The 17,894-nt window shown below is 67.6% G+C and carries 15 protein-coding genes; 14 read left to right on the top strand and 1 reads right to left on the bottom strand.

The features are described from left to right. Nucleotides 1–90: 90 nt before the first annotated feature. From AC1DZY_RS23115 to trmB, 7 genes are all read left to right on the top strand, one after another. Nucleotides 91–1,188, top strand: a complete 1,098-nt coding sequence (locus AC1DZY_RS23115) for a PhoH family protein (protein WP_476822558.1) — start codon at nucleotides 91–93, stop codon at nucleotides 1,186–1,188. Next, nucleotides 1,185–1,766, top strand: coding sequence for an rRNA maturation RNase YbeY (ybeY, locus tag AC1DZY_RS23110; protein ID WP_476822507.1), 582 nt, complete (start codon nucleotides 1,185–1,187; stop codon nucleotides 1,764–1,766). Before AC1DZY_RS23115 ends, ybeY begins: the two co-directional genes overlap by 4 nt. Then, entirely contained in the window at nucleotides 1,763–2,752 is a 990-nt protein-coding gene (locus tag AC1DZY_RS23105) for a hemolysin family protein (RefSeq protein WP_476822506.1), read from the top strand. Before ybeY ends, AC1DZY_RS23105 begins: the two co-directional genes overlap by 4 nt. Beyond that, nucleotides 2,752–4,347 (top strand): apolipoprotein N-acyltransferase, encoded by a 1,596-nt coding sequence (lnt, locus tag AC1DZY_RS23100; RefSeq protein ID WP_476822505.1) that lies wholly within the window; start codon nucleotides 2,752–2,754, stop codon nucleotides 4,345–4,347. The genes AC1DZY_RS23105 and lnt overlap by 1 nt, the downstream gene beginning before the upstream one ends. Before the next feature lie 132 nt (nucleotides 4,348–4,479). Then, nucleotides 4,480–4,893: a helix-turn-helix domain-containing protein gene (locus AC1DZY_RS23095; RefSeq protein ID WP_476822504.1), complete on the top strand. Its 414-nt coding sequence runs from the start codon at nucleotides 4,480–4,482 to the stop codon at nucleotides 4,891–4,893. 164 nt (nucleotides 4,894–5,057) lie between these two features. Further along, nucleotides 5,058–6,263, top strand: a complete 1,206-nt coding sequence (gene metK / locus AC1DZY_RS23090; RefSeq protein WP_476822503.1) for a methionine adenosyltransferase — start codon at nucleotides 5,058–5,060, stop codon at nucleotides 6,261–6,263. Between the two features lie 171 nt (nucleotides 6,264–6,434). After that, nucleotides 6,435–7,127: a tRNA (guanine(46)-N(7))-methyltransferase TrmB gene (trmB, locus tag AC1DZY_RS23085; protein WP_476822502.1), complete on the top strand. Its 693-nt coding sequence runs from the start codon at nucleotides 6,435–6,437 to the stop codon at nucleotides 7,125–7,127. Here the strand turns inward: trmB and AC1DZY_RS23080 are convergent. Beyond that, complete coding sequence (locus tag AC1DZY_RS23080; RefSeq protein WP_476822501.1) at nucleotides 7,102–8,190, bottom strand: DUF2336 domain-containing protein; 1,089 nt, start codon at nucleotides 8,188–8,190, stop codon at nucleotides 7,102–7,104. The two genes, trmB and AC1DZY_RS23080, sit on opposite strands and share 26 nt — an antisense overlap. A gap of 243 nt (nucleotides 8,191–8,433) precedes the next feature. On the opposite strand from AC1DZY_RS23080, the gene rimP reads away from it, so the two are divergent. The 7 genes from rimP to AC1DZY_RS23045 all read left to right on the top strand — a co-directional run. Continuing rightward, nucleotides 8,434–9,120: a ribosome maturation factor RimP gene (rimP, locus tag AC1DZY_RS23075; protein WP_476822500.1), complete on the top strand. Its 687-nt coding sequence runs from the start codon at nucleotides 8,434–8,436 to the stop codon at nucleotides 9,118–9,120. 5 nt (nucleotides 9,121–9,125) lie between these two features. Next, complete coding sequence (gene nusA, locus AC1DZY_RS23070) at nucleotides 9,126–10,715, top strand: transcription termination factor NusA (protein WP_476822499.1); 1,590 nt, start codon at nucleotides 9,126–9,128, stop codon at nucleotides 10,713–10,715. 14 nt (nucleotides 10,716–10,729) lie between these two features. Then, nucleotides 10,730–11,455 carry an RNA-binding protein gene (locus AC1DZY_RS23065; RefSeq protein WP_476822498.1) on the top strand — a complete coding sequence of 242 codons (726 nt, stop codon included), beginning with the start codon at nucleotides 10,730–10,732 and terminating at the stop codon, nucleotides 11,453–11,455. Next, complete coding sequence (gene infB / locus AC1DZY_RS23060) at nucleotides 11,455–14,301, top strand: translation initiation factor IF-2 (RefSeq protein ID WP_476822497.1); 2,847 nt, start codon at nucleotides 11,455–11,457, stop codon at nucleotides 14,299–14,301. Before AC1DZY_RS23065 ends, infB begins: the two co-directional genes overlap by 1 nt. Nucleotides 14,302–14,456: 155 nt before the next feature. Continuing rightward, nucleotides 14,457–14,891, top strand: coding sequence for a 30S ribosome-binding factor RbfA (gene rbfA / locus AC1DZY_RS23055; protein ID WP_476822496.1), 435 nt, complete (start codon nucleotides 14,457–14,459; stop codon nucleotides 14,889–14,891). Continuing rightward, the gene (gene truB / locus AC1DZY_RS23050; RefSeq protein WP_476822495.1) at nucleotides 14,884–15,846 is read left to right on the top strand and encodes a tRNA pseudouridine(55) synthase TruB; all 963 of its coding nucleotides are present in this window, start codon (nucleotides 14,884–14,886) and stop codon (nucleotides 15,844–15,846) included. Before rbfA ends, truB begins: the two co-directional genes overlap by 8 nt. A gap of 129 nt (nucleotides 15,847–15,975) precedes the next feature. Beyond that, nucleotides 15,976–17,894, top strand: a 1,919-nt coding sequence (locus AC1DZY_RS23045; RefSeq protein WP_476822494.1) for a methyl-accepting chemotaxis protein, incomplete at its 3' end; no start/stop codon positions are given.

Below are 17,894 nucleotides of genomic sequence, written 5' to 3'. Positions count from 1 at the left end.
CACGCCAGGGAGACGACGCTTTTGGGACAGGCTGACCAGGTGAACCCGAGATCCGACCGCGGCCCAAGGCGCGAAACCGCGCCCGCACGCATCGAGGCGCTGACGCGCGAGGGAATACCGGCCACCGAAGTCCTGTTGTCGTTCGAGGACAACCGGCTGGCGAGCCTCGTCTTCGGCCATTACGACCAGAATCTCGCGCATCTGGAGCGCCGGCTCGGGCTTGTGGTCAGTCCCAACGGCAACCACGTCACGATCAAGGGACCGCGCGAGACCGCCGAACAGGCCGGGCGCGTGCTCAAGACGCTCTATGCCCGCGCCAAGGCGGGGGCCTCGGTGACGCTCGGCGAGGTCGATGGCGCGATCGAGGAAAGCAACGTCCAGCGCTCGCTCTTCCCCAGCGACAATGCCGGAAAGGCCTCGTTCGACGCGATCGTCACGAGAAAGCGGGGTCCTGTCAGGGCGCGCAATGCGGCCCAGGACGCCTATCTGCGTCAGCTCAAGCGCAACGAGCTCGTGCTCGCCGAAGGCCCGGCCGGCACAGGCAAGACCTGGCTCGCTGTCGGACATGCCGTCTCGCTGATCGAGCAGGGCGTGGTCGAGCGCATGGTGCTGTCGCGTCCTGCGGTCGAAGCCGGCGAGCGGCTCGGCTTCCTGCCCGGCGACATGCGCGAGAAGGTCGATCCGTATCTGCGGCCGATCTACGACGCGCTGAACGACTTCATGGAAGCCCGCCATGTCGAGCGCGCGCTACAGACCGGCATGATCGAGATCGCCCCGCTCGCCTTCATGCGCGGGCGCACGCTGACCAACGCAGTCGTGCTGCTCGACGAGGCGCAGAACGCGACCTCCGTCCAGATGAAGATGTTCCTGACCCGGCTGGGCGAAGGCTCGCGCATGATCATCACCGGCGATCCGTCGCAGATCGACCTGCCCTCGGGCCAGCGTTCTGGCCTGATCGAGGCGGTCAGGTTGCTCTCGGGCGTCGAGGGCGTGGGCCACGCAAAGTTCGAGGAGGGCGACGTCGTCCGCCATGATCTCGTGCGCCGCATCGTCATGGCCTATGAGAGCGCTTCGCGCCGTGAACGCGAGGAACGCGAGGAGCGGATGCGCGCACCCGAGCCGACAACACCGGTCGAGGACGACACCGAGGGGCTGAAGCGCACCCTGTCGCGGGAGCGGCCGCGATGAAAGACCGACCTCCCGCGCGGCGTTTTGCGCCGCGGCAGGGAACGACGCCGGGCCTCACTTTGGCGATCCGGATCCAGACGAGACGCTGGCGCGAACTGGCCGATCTGCGCGAACGCGTGACGCTGGCTACGCAGGCCGCGCTCGCGGTCGCGCCGGTACGCCCGCTCGACGGCGCGGAACTCAGCCTGCTGCTGACCGACGACAAGCGCATCCGCATCGTCAACCGCGACTGGCGCGGCTTCGACAAGGCGACGAACGTGCTGTCCTTCCCGGCCGCGCCGCCAAGCCGGATCGCGACCAGCCCGGTTCTCGGCGACATCGTTCTGGCCTATGAGACGATCGCGTCCGAAGCGTTGGACGAGGACAAGACGATCGCCGACCATCTCAGCCATCTCGTGATCCACGGCCTGTTGCACCTGCTCGGCGAGGATCATGAGACGGATGCGCAGGCGCAACGGATGGAGGGCCTCGAGATCGCGGCGCTCGCCCGACTCGGCATCGCCGACCCCTATGCCGACAGCGAACCGCTTTCCGGCGCACCCGCGCCTTCTCCAGCCCTTTCGACCGCAGCATCATGAGCGACGACAGTAGACCCGGCCCAAACGAGGCCGCCGGCCGCGGCGTGTCGCACTGGCTCGGGCAGTTCCTCGAACGGCTGGGCATGCGCAGCGGCGCGACGATCCGCGAGGACATCACCGAGGCGCTGGCGCAGGATGGCGATAGCGGCCAGTCGGCCGACCTCAGCCCGCAGGAGCGGGCGATGCTCTCCAATGTGCTGAGCCTGCGCGAGCGCCGCGTCGGCGACGTAATGGTGCCGCGCGCCGACATCATCGCCGTGCCGGCCGACGCGACGCTCGACGAATTGCTGGCGCTGTTCCGCACCGCAGGGCATTCGCGTCTGCCGGTCTTCGACGATTCGCTCGATGATCCGCGCGGCATGGTCCATATCCGCGACTTCCTCGAATTCATCGCCGAGCGCGGCAAGACGGAGGCGGCGGCGGGCCTGTCGGAACCCGCCTTGCACGATCTCGGAGCCGTCGACCTCAAGGTTACGCTGGCCGCCGCGAAGATCCTGCGGCCGGTGCTCTATGTGCCGCCCTCGATGCCGGCGGTCGACCTGCTGGTCCGGATGCAGGCGACGCGGACCCATATCGCGCTCGTCATCGACGAGTATGGCGGCACCGACGGTCTCGTTTCGATCGAGGATCTGATCGAGATCGTCGTCGGCAACATCGAGGACGAGCACGATCAGGACGAGGCTCCGGCGATCGCGCCGATGGGCGAGGACCGCTTCTCGGCCGATGCGCGGGCGACACTAGACGACCTCAAGGAGGCGACCGGCGTCGATCTCTCGCAGACCGAGGTCGCCGAGGACATCGACACGCTGGGCGGGCTGATCGTTACGCTGGCCGGCCGCGTGCCGGCCCAGGGCGAAGTGATCGAGGGTCCCGAGGGCCTGACGTTCGAGATCGTCGAGGCCGACCCGCGACGGATCAAGCGGCTCAGCATCCAGCGGCGCACCGAACCGGCGCCCGAAGCAACGATGCCTGCGGAAACCGGCTGATGCGTCTGAACGCGCTGGCCGACAGGGTCATCCTCGCCTGGGGCTGGCGCAAACGCCTGCTTGCGCTCGCAGCCGGAGCCAGCGGCGCGCTCGCCTTGGCGCCGCTCGATCTCTGGCCCGTCATCGTCGTGCCGATGACGGTCGCGGTCTGGCTGATCGACGGCAGCGTGGCGCAGACGCGGTTTGGCCGATTCCGGGCTGCTTTCGCGGCCGGCTGGTGGTGGGGCTTCGGCTTCTTCCTCGCCGGGTTCTGGTGGCTGGGCGCGGCGTTCCTGGTCGAGGCCGACAAATTCGCCTGGGCGATGCCACTCGGCGTGGTCGCGCTGCCGGCGGGGCTGGCGTTCTTCCCCGCCTTGGGCTTCGGCTGCGCCCGGCTGCTCTGGCCCGGCGGCGCCGGCCGCATCCTGATGCTGGCGGTGATGCTGACCGGCAGCGAATGGCTGCGAGGCCATGTGCTGACCGGCTTTCCCTGGAATGTCTACGGCATGATGCTGGCGGGCCAGGCCCAGATCGCTCAGTTCGCCTCCGTAGCCGGGCTTTACGGGCTGACGCTGGTCGCGGTCGCGATCGGCGCAGCGCCCGCGACGCTCGGCACAGCGGAAAGCGGCCGGCGACGCTGGCGCGCGCCGGCGCTGGCCGCCGCCGTGCTGGCTGCGCTCATCGGCTACGGCGTCTGGCGCATCCCGGGCGCGCCGACGCCGACCGTCGCCGGCGTCAAGCTGCGGCTGATGCAACCCAATCTGGCGCAGGACGCCAAGTTCAGCGCCCGCAACGGCGAAGCGATCCTGAACCAGTATCTGGCGCTGAGCGACCGGGCGACGAGCCCGACGACGCTGGGCGTGCAGGACGTCACCCATCTGATCTGGCCGGAATCGGCCTTTCCCTTCCTGCTCGGCCGGACGCCCGCCGCGCTCTCGCGCATCGGGGCGCTGCTGCCGCCCAACACGACGCTCATCACCGGAGCCGCGCGCGCCGGCGAGACGCTGCCCGGCGAAAGCCGCCCGCCGATCTACAACTCGGTGCAGGTCGTCAATGACGAGGGCGTCATCGTCTCCAGCTACGACAAGGTTCATCTCGTGCCGTTCGGCGAGTATCTGCCGGCCGTTCTCGAGCGGTTGATCCGTGGCGTCGGCCTGTCGGAATTCGTCGCGGTGCCCGGCGGCTTCACCGCCGGCGCGCGCCACGCAGCCATGTCGATCCGCGGCCTGCCGCCGGTCGCGCCAATGATCTGCTACGAGGTGGTGTTTCCCGGCGAGGCGATGCCGCGACAGGGGCCCCGGCCGGGTCTGATGCTCAACCTGACCAATGATGGCTGGTTTGGCCAGACGAGCGGGCCCTACCAGCATCTCGCGCAGGCGCGGCTGCGCGCGATCGAGGAAGGGCTGCCGCTGGTGCGCGTCGCCAACACCGGAATTTCGGCCGTGATTGACGGTCATGGCCGGATTACCGCGAGTCTCCCTCTCGGCGAGGCGGGCGTTCTTGACGCCAGTTTGCCCCGTTCCAGCCCCGTCACGCTCTACGCGCAATTCGGAGATGCCATTTTGATGGGGCTCGTCGGCCTGTTTTTGCTGCTTACGCGGTTTCGGGCCGCGTGATCATCCCATTTGGAACTTTTATCGGCAAACAGGATGGTAGTTCGACATAGAACGATGTAAATTGCTTGACTACGAGCGTCTGGCCTGAGCAAGGCATCGTGGCGGCGCAGCTGACCCGAGGGCAGTCGATCCATGATCAAGAAGATTCCCAACCCGATCGACCGCCATGTCGGAAGCCGGGTCCGGATGCGCCGGATGCTCGCCGGCGTCAGCCAGGAAAAGCTCGGCGAGGGCCTCGGCCTGACTTTTCAGCAAGTCCAGAAATACGAAAAGGGCTCGAACCGCATCAGCGCGAGCCGTCTCCAGCAGATCGCCAAGATGCTGGATGTTCCGGTCGCCTTCTTCTTCGACGGCGCCCCCACCGGCGACATGCCCCAGGGCGGCTTCTCCGATGCAGCCTCCACGGCTTACGTCTCGGACTTCATGGCGACCAGCGAAGGCGTGCAGCTGACCAAGGCGTTCGTCCGCATCAAGAGCGGGCGCGTGCGCCGCCGCATCGTCGATCTCGTCGAGGCGCTGGCTGAGGAAGACAGCGGAATCGCCTGATCCAAGGCGCTTTTCGTTCTTTGAGACGAACGAAACTCCCGATAAACGGATTGCCGTGCTTGACGCCGAACGCGTCCGCTGCAATGACGTTGCCCGTTTTCGAGCCGGCCTCCCGTCTACAGGGCCGGCGATCCGCTTCCCTGATGCTCAAGGATGTCTCGATCGTGTCCCGCCAGAATTATCTCTTCACCAGCGAATCCGTCGGCGAAGGCCATCCCGACAAGATCTGCGACCGCATCTCCGACGAAGTCGTGGACCTGTTCTTCAAGGAAGCCGCCAAGTCCGGCATGGACTCCGCCCAGGTGCGCGTCGCCTGCGAGACGCTGGCCACGACCAACCGCGTCGTCATCGCCGGCGAGGTTCGCACCTCGCTCGACGAGAAGGCGATGAAGAGCAAGGTCAAGTCGGTCGCCCGCAAGGCGATCAAGGCGATCGGCTACGAGCAGGACGGCTTCCACTGGAAGAAGTGCAAGATCGACGTGCTGCTGCACGCCCAGTCGGCCGACATCGCCCAGGGCGTCGACGCCGCCGGCAACAAGGACGAAGGCGCGGGCGACCAGGGCATCATGTTCGGCTACGCCTGCCGCGAGACGCCCGAGCTGATGCCGGCGCCGATCTACTACGCCCACAAGATCCTCGAAGTGCTGGCCAAGGCCCGTCACGCCAAGGAAGGCTCCGCAGCCAAGCTCGGCCCCGACGCCAAGAGCCAGGTCACGGTCAAGTACGAGAACGGCCGGCCGGTCGGCGTGACCCAGATCGTGCTCTCGACCCAGCATACCGATGCGAGCCTGAGCTCCGCCGACGTGCGCAAGATCGTCGAGCCCTACATCCGCGCGACGCTGCCGGAAGGCTGGATTACCAAGGACACGGTCTGGCACGTCAACCCGACCGGCAAGTTCGTGATCGGCGGCCCCGACGGCGATGCCGGCCTGACCGGCCGCAAGATCATCGTCGACACCTATGGCGGGGCTGCTCCCCATGGCGGCGGCGCCTTCTCGGGCAAGGACCCGACCAAGGTTGACCGTTCGGCGGCCTATGCGGCGCGTTATCTCGCCAAGAACGTGGTCGCGGCCAAGCTCGCCGAGCGCTGCACGATCCAGCTCTCCTACGCGATCGGCGTCGCCAAGCCGCTGTCGATCTATGTCGATCTGCACGGCACCGGCAAAGTCGACGAGGCCAAGCTTGAGGCTGTGCTTGGCCAGGTTATGGACCTGACGCCGCGGGGCATCCGCACGCATCTCCAGCTCAACAAGGCAATCTACGCCAAGTCGGCGGCCTATGGCCATTTCGGTCGCAAGCCCGGCCGCGACGGCAGCTTCTCCTGGGAGAAGACCGATCTCGTCGACGCGCTGAAGAAGGCCGTCGCCTGATCCATTGCCCATCGGGCCATCCGACAAGGCCGGAGCCGATCGCTCCGGCCTTTTTCTTTTATCGGTTCTCGCTACGACCATGCCGTCATTCCGGATCGACGCGCTTCGCGGCTTGTCCGGAATGACGGCGCGTTTTACCCGGGAATGATCAGGCTGCGAGAACCGCCTTCCATGACCGACGACTTCAATCCCGATCGCAGCTTCTTCGGCCGCCGCAAGGGCAAGGCCCTGCGCGATGGCCAGGCGACGCAGATCGAGGGCGCCCTGCCGCGACTGCGCCTGCCGGAGGGTGAGATCGCCGATCTGCGGATGCTGTTTGCGACGCCGGTGACCGGGGTCCGGCTCGAAATCGGCTTCGGCGGCGGCGAACACCTGTTGCACCGGATGCGCGAGAGCCCGGAGATCGGCTTCATCGGCGTCGAGCCCTATATCAACGGCATGGCGAAATTCCTGGCCGCAATCGAGCGCGACGGTCTGACCAATATCCGGCTCTGGGACGGCGATGCCGCGCTGATGCTGCCGCGCCTGCCGGCCGACTCGCTCGATGCGATCGACCTGCTCTATCCCGACCCCTGGCCCAAGCGCCGGCAGCGCAAGCGCCGTTTTGTCTCGGAGCGGACCCTGGGGCTGTTCGCGCGGACCCTGCGCCCGGGCGGGCGCTTCCGCTTCGCCAGCGACATCGACGATTATGTCGGCTGGACCTTGTCGCGATTGCTGGCTTCACCCGATTTCGACTGGACGGACGAGCGCGCCGACGACTGGCGCCAGCCCTATCCGGGCTGGGTGCGGACACGCTACGAAGCGAAGGCGGTCCGGGAAGGCCGCGTGCCGAGCTATCTCACGGCTGTGCGTCGCGCATCCTGAGGAAGCCGAGCACGCGCTGGGCCGTGGTGGTGTTCAGATTCCGGAAGCTCTGGCGGGCGCGCTCGATCGCCGCGTCGGACTTGCCGTGATCCTTGCGCAGGCCGATCAGCGAACGCGTCGTCTCCCAGGACCAGCCGAGCGCCCGCCCGACGAGCAGCACGGCGTCGCGATCCGGCCCGAGAATGATCTGCTCCGTAGCGGGCAGGCCAAGCTGGGCCATGACCGCGACCGCGCACATCGCATGCTCGACTGCGCCGGCGCTGGCGAACTCGACCAGTTTCGCCTCGTCGAGCAGACCCGCCTCGTGGAGACGGTTGATTTCGATCAGCGCCGCGCTGACCTCGCCAAGCCCGTCCTGCATCTGCGCCTGCGCCGCGACGGCCTGCGCGCCGCGCTCGACGGCGGTATCGACCGCGCCCGCAAGCGAGGGCTCCAGCGTCGCGTTCAGGCGACGCCTTGCCGAATTCTTGGCGGCGGCCATGAGCTGATCGAGGAGTTCGGGCGGAATGTCGCCGCGTGAGCCGAGCGTCGCCTGGAGCGCGTCGTCCTGGACGGCGCGCATCACCAGCACGCCCATGCCGTGACGGGAGAACCGTGCGGTCTGGTTGGCCGCCACCGCATGCGTGACGACGCGGCCGCCGCGCAGGATCAGAAAGTCGGTGACCGGCTCGCCGAGATCGGGCCGCTCCGTGATCGCAAGCATGTGGTCGCGGCCCTTGGCCGCCGAAATCGCCACCAGGTCCTGGTCGGTCAGACGCTTCGAGCCGACCAGCATCGGACGGGCGACCGCGATATCGTCGAGCGCGAGCTGGCGGACGACGCCGCTGGGCGCATTGGGAACGGGAGCGAGACGTTCCGACAGCTCGATGCGGGCGCGCTGCTCGATGGCGCGCGAGAGCCGGCCGATGACCACGTCGAAGATGCTGACCTGGTCGTCTTCCATGACTGCGGCCGTGCTCAGGAAAAGATCCGTGAGGCGCGACAGGATCTGGACGCGATCGTCGCCTGATCCGCGCAGCATCGTCGCTTCGAGGTCGCGCAACAGCGCACTGACCGAACTCATCACGCATCCTCACTACTACTCAGGCGTGCATCATGACGCAGAAGAATGACCAGCCGGTTAGCGCGACCGGAGAAACCGGGAATTGCTGGCCGATGCATCGAGACCTTGCGTGGATCGTCAACCCGGACTAAACAGCGGCTAACAGCTCTGGTTTCGGTATGAGCCGATGATCAAGAGCGGGCCGGAAGGCCCGCTCTTTTTTGTTGGGCGCAGCCCTGCCGGAGCAAGGCAGGCGCCCAGGGCATGAACGAGCCGAAACACACAACCGAAGCGGATGCGCGCATCGTCGTCGAGAGCGGCGTGGCGGCACGCGTGGCGGCCATCGTCGAACCGGCGATCGCCGATCTCGGCTACAGGCTCGTGCGTGTCCGCGTCACCGGGCAGAATGGCTGCACCGTCCAGATCATGGCCGAGCGCCCGGACGGGACGATGAATGTCGAGGGCTGCGAGGCCGTCAGTCAGGCGGTTTCGCCGGCGCTGGATGTCGATGACCCCGTGCAGGTCGCCTATCATCTAGAAGTATCGTCGCCGGGCATCGACCGGCCGCTGGTGCGGGCTGGCGATTTCGAGCGCTGGGCCGGCCATCTCGCCAAGATCGACACCGAAACGGTTGTCGCCGGCCGCAAGCGCTTTCGCGGCATTCTGCGCGGCGTCGAGGGCGGCAACGCCCTGCTCGCCCGCGACGACGCCAAATCCGACGAGGAGCGCGACGTCGCGATCCCGATGAAGCTGATCGCCGATGCCCGCCTCGTGCTGACCGACGCGCTCGTCACCGAGTCGCTGCGCCGGGGCAAATCAGGCCTGCCGCCTGAAATGCCCTCGGCCGATGAGATTGCCAGCCCGAAGAAGGGGCTGGGGAAATCGCTGGGACCACGCCCGCGCAAGACGCCCGCGCCGGTTCCGCACGAACCAGAAAACGAAGAGGAGTAAGCGCCATGGTCGTCAGCGCCAACAGGCTCGAACTGCTGCAGATCGCAGACGCGGTCGCCCGCGAAAAGTCGATCGACCGGCAGATCGTCGTCGATGCGATGCAGGATGCGATCGCCAAGGCCGCGCGCTCCCGCTACGGCGCCGAGACCGACGTTCATGCCGAGATCAACACCAAGACCGGCGAACTCAGGCTTGCCCGCCATCTCCAGGTGGTCGAGCTGGTCGAGAACGGCGCGACCGAGATCACGGTCGACGAGGCCAAGCGTCACAATCCGGCAGCCCAGGTCGGGGACGTCATCGCCGACCCGCTGCCGCCCTTCGATTTCGGCCGCATCGCCGCCCAGTCGGCCAAGCAGGTCATCGTGCAGAAGGTGCGCGAGGCCGAGCGCGACCGTCAGTACGACGAATACAAGGATCGTATCGGCGAGATCGTCAACGGCGCGGTCAAGCGCGTCGAATACGGCAACGTCTTCGTCGATCTCGGCCGTGGCGAGGCCATCATCCGCCGCGACGAGATGATCCCGCGCGAGACCTTCAAGGTCGGCGACCGCGCCCGCGCCTATGTCTACGACGTGCGCCGCGAGCCGCGCGGCCCGCAAATCTTCCTGTCGCGCACGCATCCGCAGTTCATGGCCAAGCTCTTCGGCCAGGAAGTGCCGGAGATTTATGACGGCATCGTCGAGGTCAAGGCGGTCGCCCGCGATCCGGGCTCGCGCGCCAAGATCGCCGTGATCTCACGCGATTCCTCGATCGACCCGGTCGGCGCCTGCGTCGGTATGAGGGGTTCGCGCGTGCAGGCCGTCGTCGGCGAGCTGCAGGGCGAGAAGATCGACATCATCCCGTGGTCGCCCGATATCGCGACCTTCGTGGTGAACGCGCTGCAGCCGGCCGAGGTCGCAAAGGTCGTGCTCGACGAGGAGGCCGACAAGATCGAGGTCGTGGTGCCCGACGAGCAGCTCTCGCTTGCGATCGGCCGTCGCGGCCAGAATGTCCGCCTCGCCTCGCAGCTCACCGGCTGGGACATCGACATCCTGACCGAGGCCGAAGAGTCGGAGCGCCGCCAGAAGGAGTTCCTGAGCCGCACCGAAATCTTCATGAACGCGCTCAATGTCGACGAGACCGTCGGCCAGTTGCTGGCGTCGGAAGGATTCCGCACGGTCGAGGAGGTCGCCTATGTCGATCTCTCCGAACTCGCCTCGATCGAGGGCTTCGACGACGATACGGCCGGCGAAATCCAGACGCGCGCGCAGGAATATCTCGCAGGCGTCGAAGCCGAACTCGACGAGAAGCGCCTGGCGCTCGGCGTCGAGGACGCCTTGCGCGAGGTCGAGGGCATCACCACATCGATGATGGTATCGCTGGGCGAGAACGACGTGAAGAACGTCGAGGATCTCGCAGGCTGCGCTACTGACGATCTCGTCGGCTGGACCGAGCGCAAGGACGGGGAATCGACCCGCCACGCCGGCTATCTCGACGGCTACGACCTGTCCCGCCAGGACGCCGAGGCCATCATCATGGCCGCTCGCGTGAAGGCAGGCTGGATCGAGGCGCTGGTCGAGGAAAGCGACGCCGAGGCCGAGCAGGCCGAGGCCTGATCTGGATCGCCGCGATGCAACGGGCTGTCTCGACGCGCGAGACGAAGACGGACGGCCCGGAACGCAGTTGCGTGGTCAGCCGGGCGGTCAAGTCGCCCGATGACCTGATCCGCTTCGTGGTCGGGCCCGATGGCGTGCTGACGCCCGACCTGCGGCGCAAGCTGCCCGGCCGTGGCGTCTGGACGAGCCTGAGTGCGAAGACTGTCACGGAGGCGGTCAAGCGCAAGGCGTTCGAGCGTTCGCTGAAGGCGAAGATCACGGTGCCCGACGATCTGGCGGCGATGATCGACGGGCTGATGCTGAGGGATGCGCAGCAGGCGCTGGCCATGGCCAACAAGGCGGGACTGGTCCAGGCCGGTTTCGCCAAGGTCGAGGCGATGGTCGGATCGGGCCGCTGCAAGGCCGTGATCGCGGCCAGCGACGGCGCCGAGGATGGTCGCCGCAAGATCGGCCAAGCGTTGCGCCGGGCTGAACTGGCCCGCGAAGAGGACGGGTTGAAGCCGCGAAAGGTGCCCATCGTGGCAATTTTCGCGAGCATGGATTTGGAATTGGCGTTGGGGCGGGCACATGTGATACATGCGGCGCTTGCTCCGGGTCCAGCGGCCGAGGGTTTCCTCTCCCGCTGGCGTCGGCTCGTCCGCTACCGGACGGACGACGCCGGTGCGGTGGAGCCGGATGACGCGGCTGCTTCCGAAGATACAGACGAACTGACGACCGAACCGGCGGGACCGAACGAGTAATGAGCGATACCAAGACCCCGGGCGACAAGACCTTGACGGTCGGCCCCCCGAAGACCCTGACGTTGAAGCGTCCTGTCGAACAGAGCACTGTCCGGCAGAGCTTTTCGCATGGGCGCTCGAAGCAGGTCGTCGTCGAGGTCAAGCGGCGCGTCGCCGGACCCGAGGTCCAGCAGGCGCCCGTCGTGCGTGCGCCCCAGCCTCAGGTCCAGCAGGCCGCGCCCCGGCCCACGCCGCCGGCGCCCCCTGTGCAGCGCCCAGCCGGCAGCATGCTGCTGCGCACCCTCTCCGACGAGGAGAAGGACGCCCGCCAGCGCGTTCTGTCCGATTCGCGCGTTCGCGAGGCGGAAGCCCGCAGCGTGGCCGAAGCCGAGGCGCGCCAGCGCGCTCAGGTCGCCGACCAGGAACGCCAGGAGCGCGAAGCCGCCCTCGCCCGCCAGCGCGAGGAAGAGGAGCGTCGCCGCCAGGAAGACGATCGCAAGCGCCGCGCCGAAAGCGCCGCCCGTCAGCGCATGGACGAACCGCAGGCCCCGCGCGCGCCGCAGCCGCCGCGCGAATTCACGCCCGCACCGCAGCAGGCCGACAGCAGCGGTAGCCCGGCCCCTTCGGCCGGCTACACGCCGTCTCCGCGACCGGCGCCGTCAGGCCCGCGTCCCGATTTCGCGCCGCGCTCGCCGATGCGCGATATCGGCGCGCGTCCGCCGCGTCTGGATTCCCGCCCGCCGCGCCTCGACAGCCCGCGCCCGCCGCGCCCCGTCGATACGACGGCCCCCGCCGAACCTGCGATCACGCGCCCGACGCGGCAGGCGCCTTCGGCTGCCGCGCCGCGCAGCCGGCCCGATGACGGCGAGGCGCGTCCCGCGTTCCGTCGTCCCGGCGGCTTTGCCGGCGGTCCGCCGCGCGGAGCGCCCGTGCCCGCGCCCAAGACACCCAAGGTCGGCGAGAAGCCGCGCGGCCGCCTGACGCTGTCGACCGCGACCGGCGGCGACGACGAGCGGACACGCTCGGTCGCAGCCTTCCGCCGCCGCGTTCAGCGCATGACCGGGCACCGCGCCTCGGACGTCGCCAAGGAGCGCGTGATGCGCGAGGTGATCGTCCCGGAGACGATCACCATCCAGGAACTCGCCAACCGCATGACGGAACGCGGCGTCGACGTCATCCGCCTGCTGATGAAGCAGGGCGCGATGCACAAGATCACCGATGTGATCGACGCCGACACCGCCCAGCTCGTCGCCGAGGAAATGGGCCACACCGTCAAGCGCGTCGCCGATTCCGATGTCGAGGGCGGCCTGTTCGACATCGCCGATCCCGAGGACACGCTGCTGCCGCGCCCGGCCGTCGTCACCATCATGGGCCATGTCGACCACGGCAAGACCTCGCTGCTCGACGCGATCCGCCAGACCCATGTCGTCACCGGCGAGGCCGGCGGCATCACCCAGCATATCGGCGCCTATCAGGTGAAGACGCCCTCGGGCGCACAGGTCACCTTCATTGATACGCCCGGCCACGCCGCCTTCACGGCGATGCGCGCGCGCGGCGCCAAGGTGACCGACGTCGTCGTGCTGGTGGTTGCGGCCGATGACGGCGTCATGCCGCAGACGGTCGAGGCCATCAACCACGCCAAGGCCGCCGGCGTGCCGCTGATCGTGGCGATCAACAAGATCGACAAGTCGGACGCCTCGCCTGAGCGCGTCCGCTCCGAGCTGCTGCAATACGAGATCCAGGTCGAGACGCTCGGCGGCGAGACGCTGGAAATCGAGGTTTCGGCCAAGACCGGCAAGAACCTCGACAAGCTGCTCGAAGCCATCGCGCTTCAGGCCGAACTGCTCGACCTCAAGGCCAATCCCGACCGGCCGGCCGAAGGCACCGTGATCGAGGCCAAGCTCGACCGTGGTCGTGGCCCGGTCGCCACCGTTCTCGTCCAGCGCGGCACGCTGCGCACCGGCGACATCGTCGTGGCGGGCTCGGAATGGGGCCGCGTCCGCGCCCTGATCGGCGACACCGGCGCCCATATCAAGGAGGCCCCGCCCTCGCTGCCCGTCGAGGTGCTCGGCTTCAACGGCACGCCCGAGGCCGGCGACCGCGTTGCGGTGGTCGAATCCGAGGCACGCGCCCGCGAGATCACCGATTACCGCGAGCGCCAGAAGCGCGACCGCATCGCCGCGCGCGGCGGCGGATCGGCGGCGGGCCGCTCGCTCGCCGAGATGATGCGCGACCTCAAGGAGGGCGCCGGCCGCAAGGAGTTCCCGCTCGTCGTCAAGGGCGACGTGCAGGGCTCGGTCGAGGCCATCGTTGGGACGCTAGAGAAGGTCGGCAACGAGGAGGTGCGCGCCCGCGTGCTGCAGTCGGGCGTCGGCGGCATCACCGAATCCGACATCACGCTGGCCCAGGCATCGGGCGCGGCCGTGATCGGCTTCAACGTGCGCGCCCACAAGGAAGCGCGCGAGGCGGCCGAACGGGCCGGCGTCGAAATCCGCTACTACAACATCATCTACAATCTCGTGGACGATGTGAAGGCGGCGATGTCGGGCCTGCTCGCTCCGACTTTGCGCGAAACCATGCTCGGCAATGCGCAGATCCTCGAGATCTTCGCGGTCTCGAAGGTCGGCAAGATCGCGGGCTGCCGCGTCACCGACGGCACGATCGAGCGCGGCGCCAATGTCCGCCTGATCCGCGACAACGTCGTGGTTCACGAGGGCAAGCTCGCCCAGCTCAAGCGCTTCAAGGACGACGCCAAGGAAGTGGTGGCGGGCCAGGAGTGCGGCATGTCGTTCGAGAACTATCAGGACATGCGCGCCGGCGACGTGATCGAGTGCTATCGCGTCGAGGAGATCAAGCGGACGCTGTAAGGCGGTCGCTTCCTTAAGGAACGCGTCATGGCCGGGCTTGACCCGGCCATCCCGTGACGAACGGAGCGCCTTTCAAGCGCCTCATCCTTCAAGAGATGGTCGGGCCAAGCCCGGCCATGACGTTTGATCCGGTCCGATCCCGGAGAACGAGAACCATGGCAAGACCTTCCAAACCTTCCGGCCCGAACCAGCGCCAGTTGCGCATCGGCGAACTGATCCGCCACGCGCTTGCCGAACTGCTCGCGCGCGGCGACATCCATGACGAGGTGCTGGCCAAGCACGTCGTCACCGTGCCCGAAGTCCGGCTCTCGACCGATCTCAAGCTCGCGACCTGCTTCGTCATGCCGCTCGGCGGCGGCGATGTCGCTCCTGTGCTGAAGGCGCTGAACGCGCATAAGAAATACATCCGCGGCGAGATCGCCCATCGCGTGAACCTGAAGTTCGCGCCAGACATCCGCTTCCTGCAGGACGAGAGCTTCGCCGAGGCCGAGCGCGTCGATGCGCTGCTCTATTCCGACAAGGTCCGGCGGGACATCCTGAAGCAACCCTTCGTCATCGAACAGGGCGAGCGGGAGCCGGGCAATGAGTGACCTCGGCACCGTTGCGGACGAGCCTGCGTCAACTCCGCCAGAGGAAGGCCGCAGCTTCGCTCCGCGTCCCAAGAAGCGCGACGTGCATGGCTGGATCGTGCTCGACAAGCCGGTCGGCATGACCTCGACCCATGCGGTGGCCGTGGTCAAGCGCGCCTTTTCCGCCAAGAAGGCCGGCCATGCCGGCACGCTTGATCCCCTCGCCTCGGGCCTTTTGCCGATCGCGCTCGGCGAGGCGACCAAGACCGTTCCCTTCGTGATGGACGGCCGCAAGGCCTATCAGTTCACGGTGGCATGGGGCACGCAGACCAACACCGACGACACCGAGGGCAAGGTCATCGCGACCTCGGACGCACGCCCCGACGAGGCCGCCATCGCCGCGCTGCTGCCGCGCTTCACCGGCACGATCAGCCAGGTGCCGCCGAAGTTCTCGGCGATCAAGATTGCCGGCGAGCGCGCCTATGACCTCGCCCGCGAGGGCGAGGAGGTCGTGCTGGAGGCGAGACCCGTCGAGATCGACGCATTGCGCATCGTCGCGCATACGACGCAGACCACGACCTTCGAGGCCGAATGCGGCAAGGGCACCTATGTCCGGGCGATCGCGCGCGATCTCGGGCTGGCGCTTGGCTGCCTCGGCCATGTCGCGCATCTGCGGCGCACGCGCGTCGGGCCGTTCAGCGTGAGCGAGGCGGCGACCGTGGAGATGCTGCGCGATTCGAGCGAAGGCGCGGCTGCGGCGCTGCTACCCGTCAGCGCCGCGCTTTCGCTGATTCCGGAAATCGCGATGCACCGCGACGCCGCACTTCGGATCAAGCGCGGCCAAAGCGTGCTGCTGCGCGGGCGCGACGCTCCGGTCGAGGCTGGCGCGGTCTACGCGACCACTGGCGGCGTGCTGATCGCCACCGGTTCCGTCGAGAGCGGCGAGTTCGTGCCGCATCGCGTATTCAATCTGTAGGTTGCCGAAACGGCAGAACCAACCCTGAGTTGGTAAAATTAAAGTAAACACAATTTCAAGGCTTTGCGCCCATTCTTAACCAAATGGCGCGCCCCCTCGGGCGTGCTCCTTGGCGTAGCGGGGGCTCGCGTGACGAAATTGATTTCCAGCCTGTCGATCAGGACGACGCTCGCATGCCTGATCGGCGTGATGGGCCTGCTCGTGGCGGCCCTCAGCGGCCAGCAGATGTGGACCTCCTACTGGCAGCACGACGCCGCCGTTCAGGCATCCAGTCTCTCCAGGCTGAACAAGAACCTGTTCGATGCGCTGGTCAGCGCGCGCTATGAGCGCGCCTCGCTGCAAACCGCCATCATCCAGGCGCCCGACAAGAACCAGGGCTCGATCTCGACCTATATGAGCCGCCGCAAGGAAGTCGATGCGGCGATGGTCCTGGCGCAGTCAACCCTCGACAAGACGGTTTCGACCAACCTCAAGACGGGAACCTCGACGCTGCGCGGCAGCTTCGCCGATTACAACAAGCTGCGTGAAACGGTCGACGCGGAAGCAAAGCTCGCACCGGCGGGGCGCGACAAGGCCCTGCCCGCACGCGTGCTCAGCGTCGGCGAGAGCTACCTGCAGAGCCTGGAGAATGCGTCCACCGCGGTCGAGGCGGAAATCCGCAGTCTGAACCCCGGTCTGTCCGAACTGATCATCACACGCTCGCTGGCCTGGTCGGTGCGCGCCGTGGTCGGCACCTCCGGCCAGATGCTGAGCTCCATCCTCGCGCAGAACCGGCCCTTCGACACCAAGGAGACCAGCGCGCTGATGATCGCCGAGGCGCGCGGAACCTTTGGCTGGACCTCGGTCCGCAGCATCGCCAACACGCCGCAGGCCGCGCCCGAGATCAAGGCCGCCATCGCCAAGGCCGACGCCACCTATTTCGCCGGGCCGTTCAAGGAGCTCAAAGACAAGCTGATCCAGACGCTGACGACGGGCTCGACCTCGACGATGAGCACCGAGACCTGGCGCGAATCGGTCATTCCGGCGCTCGACACGGTCAGCGACGTCGCCAGCATCGCCATCGATATGCTGAACCGGCAGGCTTCGGCCTCGGCCGATGCCGCCTCTCTGAGGCTGGCCAAATACTCCGCGCTGTTCTTCGGCGCGCTGATGCTGGCGGGCTTCGGCTTCATGGTGGTGCGCTCGCGCGTCACCGGGCCGATCGGGCGCATGACGCAGACGATGCAGACCATGGCCGAGGGCGATCTCGCTGTCGCCGTGCCGCATGGCGACCGCAAGGACGAGATCGGCGCCATGGCTGCCGCGCTGATCGTCTTCAAGGAGAACGGCCTGCGGATCCGCGCTCTGGAGGAGCAGGAGCGCGAGGCCTCGGCGCGGCGCCTGCGCGCCGCCGAATCGATGGCGCTGGTCGTCACGGACGTCGGCGACGTCGTCTCCGCGGCGGCCGCCGGCGATTTCTCGGCGCGTTTGCAGATCGAGCATGCCGACGAGCAGATGCAGAAGCTGGTTGCGGGGATCAACGAGATCAATGCGGTGGTGGATTCGGCGACGAGCGAGTTTGCCCAGGCCCTGCAGGCGGTCGCCGATGGCGACCTGACGCACCGGGTCGAGACGGCCTATCGCGGCAAGTTCGCCGAACTGAAAGGCGCGATCAACGAGACCGTCGACCGTCTCTCGGCGACGGTGCGGACGATCCAGGTGACGTCGTCGGATGTCGGCCTGGCGGCGCGCGAGATCAACATGGGCGCCGACGATCTGTCGAAGCGCACGGAAGAGCAGGCCTCTTCGCTGGAAGAGACGGCGGCGACGACGGAGGAGCTTGCGGCGTCGGTGAAGGCGTCGGCCGCGGCCTCGCGGCAGGCGGCGGCGATTGCGACCGAGGCGATGGAGGCAGCCCAGGGCGGCGGCGCGATCGCGACCGAAGCGGTGGCTGCGATGTCGCGCATCGAGGACGCCTCGAAGAAGATCTCCGACATCATCCGGGTGATCGACGACATCGCCTTCCAGACCAACCTGCTGGCGCTGAACGCGGCGGTCGAGGCTGCGCG

Source organism: Allobosea sp. P2_A10 (genome assembly GCF_056405115.1).
The sequence above is the reverse complement of the archived record's forward strand: the minus strand, read 5'-3'. Positions and strand labels throughout refer to the sequence as shown.

Excerpts from the sequence above, each read along its gene's own strand:
- AC1DZY_RS23080 (WP_476822501.1), bottom strand. The coding sequence starts at position 8,190 with ATGAGTTCGGTCAGTGCGCTGTTGCGCGACCTCGAAGCGACGATGCTG.
- lnt (WP_476822505.1), top strand. The coding sequence starts at position 2,752 with ATGCGTCTGAACGCGCTGGCCGACAGGGTCATCCTCGCCTGGGGCTGG.
- ybeY (WP_476822507.1), top strand. The coding sequence starts at position 1,185 with ATGAAAGACCGACCTCCCGCGCGGCGTTTTGCGCCGCGGCAGGGAACG.
- AC1DZY_RS23095 (WP_476822504.1), top strand. The coding sequence starts at position 4,480 with ATGATCAAGAAGATTCCCAACCCGATCGACCGCCATGTCGGAAGCCGG.
- rimP (WP_476822500.1), top strand. The coding sequence starts at position 8,434 with ATGAACGAGCCGAAACACACAACCGAAGCGGATGCGCGCATCGTCGTC.
- nusA (WP_476822499.1), top strand. The coding sequence starts at position 9,126 with ATGGTCGTCAGCGCCAACAGGCTCGAACTGCTGCAGATCGCAGACGCG.
- rbfA (WP_476822496.1), top strand. The coding sequence starts at position 14,457 with ATGGCAAGACCTTCCAAACCTTCCGGCCCGAACCAGCGCCAGTTGCGC.
- AC1DZY_RS23065 (WP_476822498.1), top strand. The coding sequence starts at position 10,730 with ATGCAACGGGCTGTCTCGACGCGCGAGACGAAGACGGACGGCCCGGAA.
- truB (WP_476822495.1), top strand. The coding sequence starts at position 14,884 with ATGAGTGACCTCGGCACCGTTGCGGACGAGCCTGCGTCAACTCCGCCA.
- infB (WP_476822497.1), top strand. The coding sequence starts at position 11,455 with ATGAGCGATACCAAGACCCCGGGCGACAAGACCTTGACGGTCGGCCCC.
- trmB (WP_476822502.1), top strand. The coding sequence starts at position 6,435 with ATGACCGACGACTTCAATCCCGATCGCAGCTTCTTCGGCCGCCGCAAG.
- AC1DZY_RS23105 (WP_476822506.1), top strand. The coding sequence starts at position 1,763 with ATGAGCGACGACAGTAGACCCGGCCCAAACGAGGCCGCCGGCCGCGGC.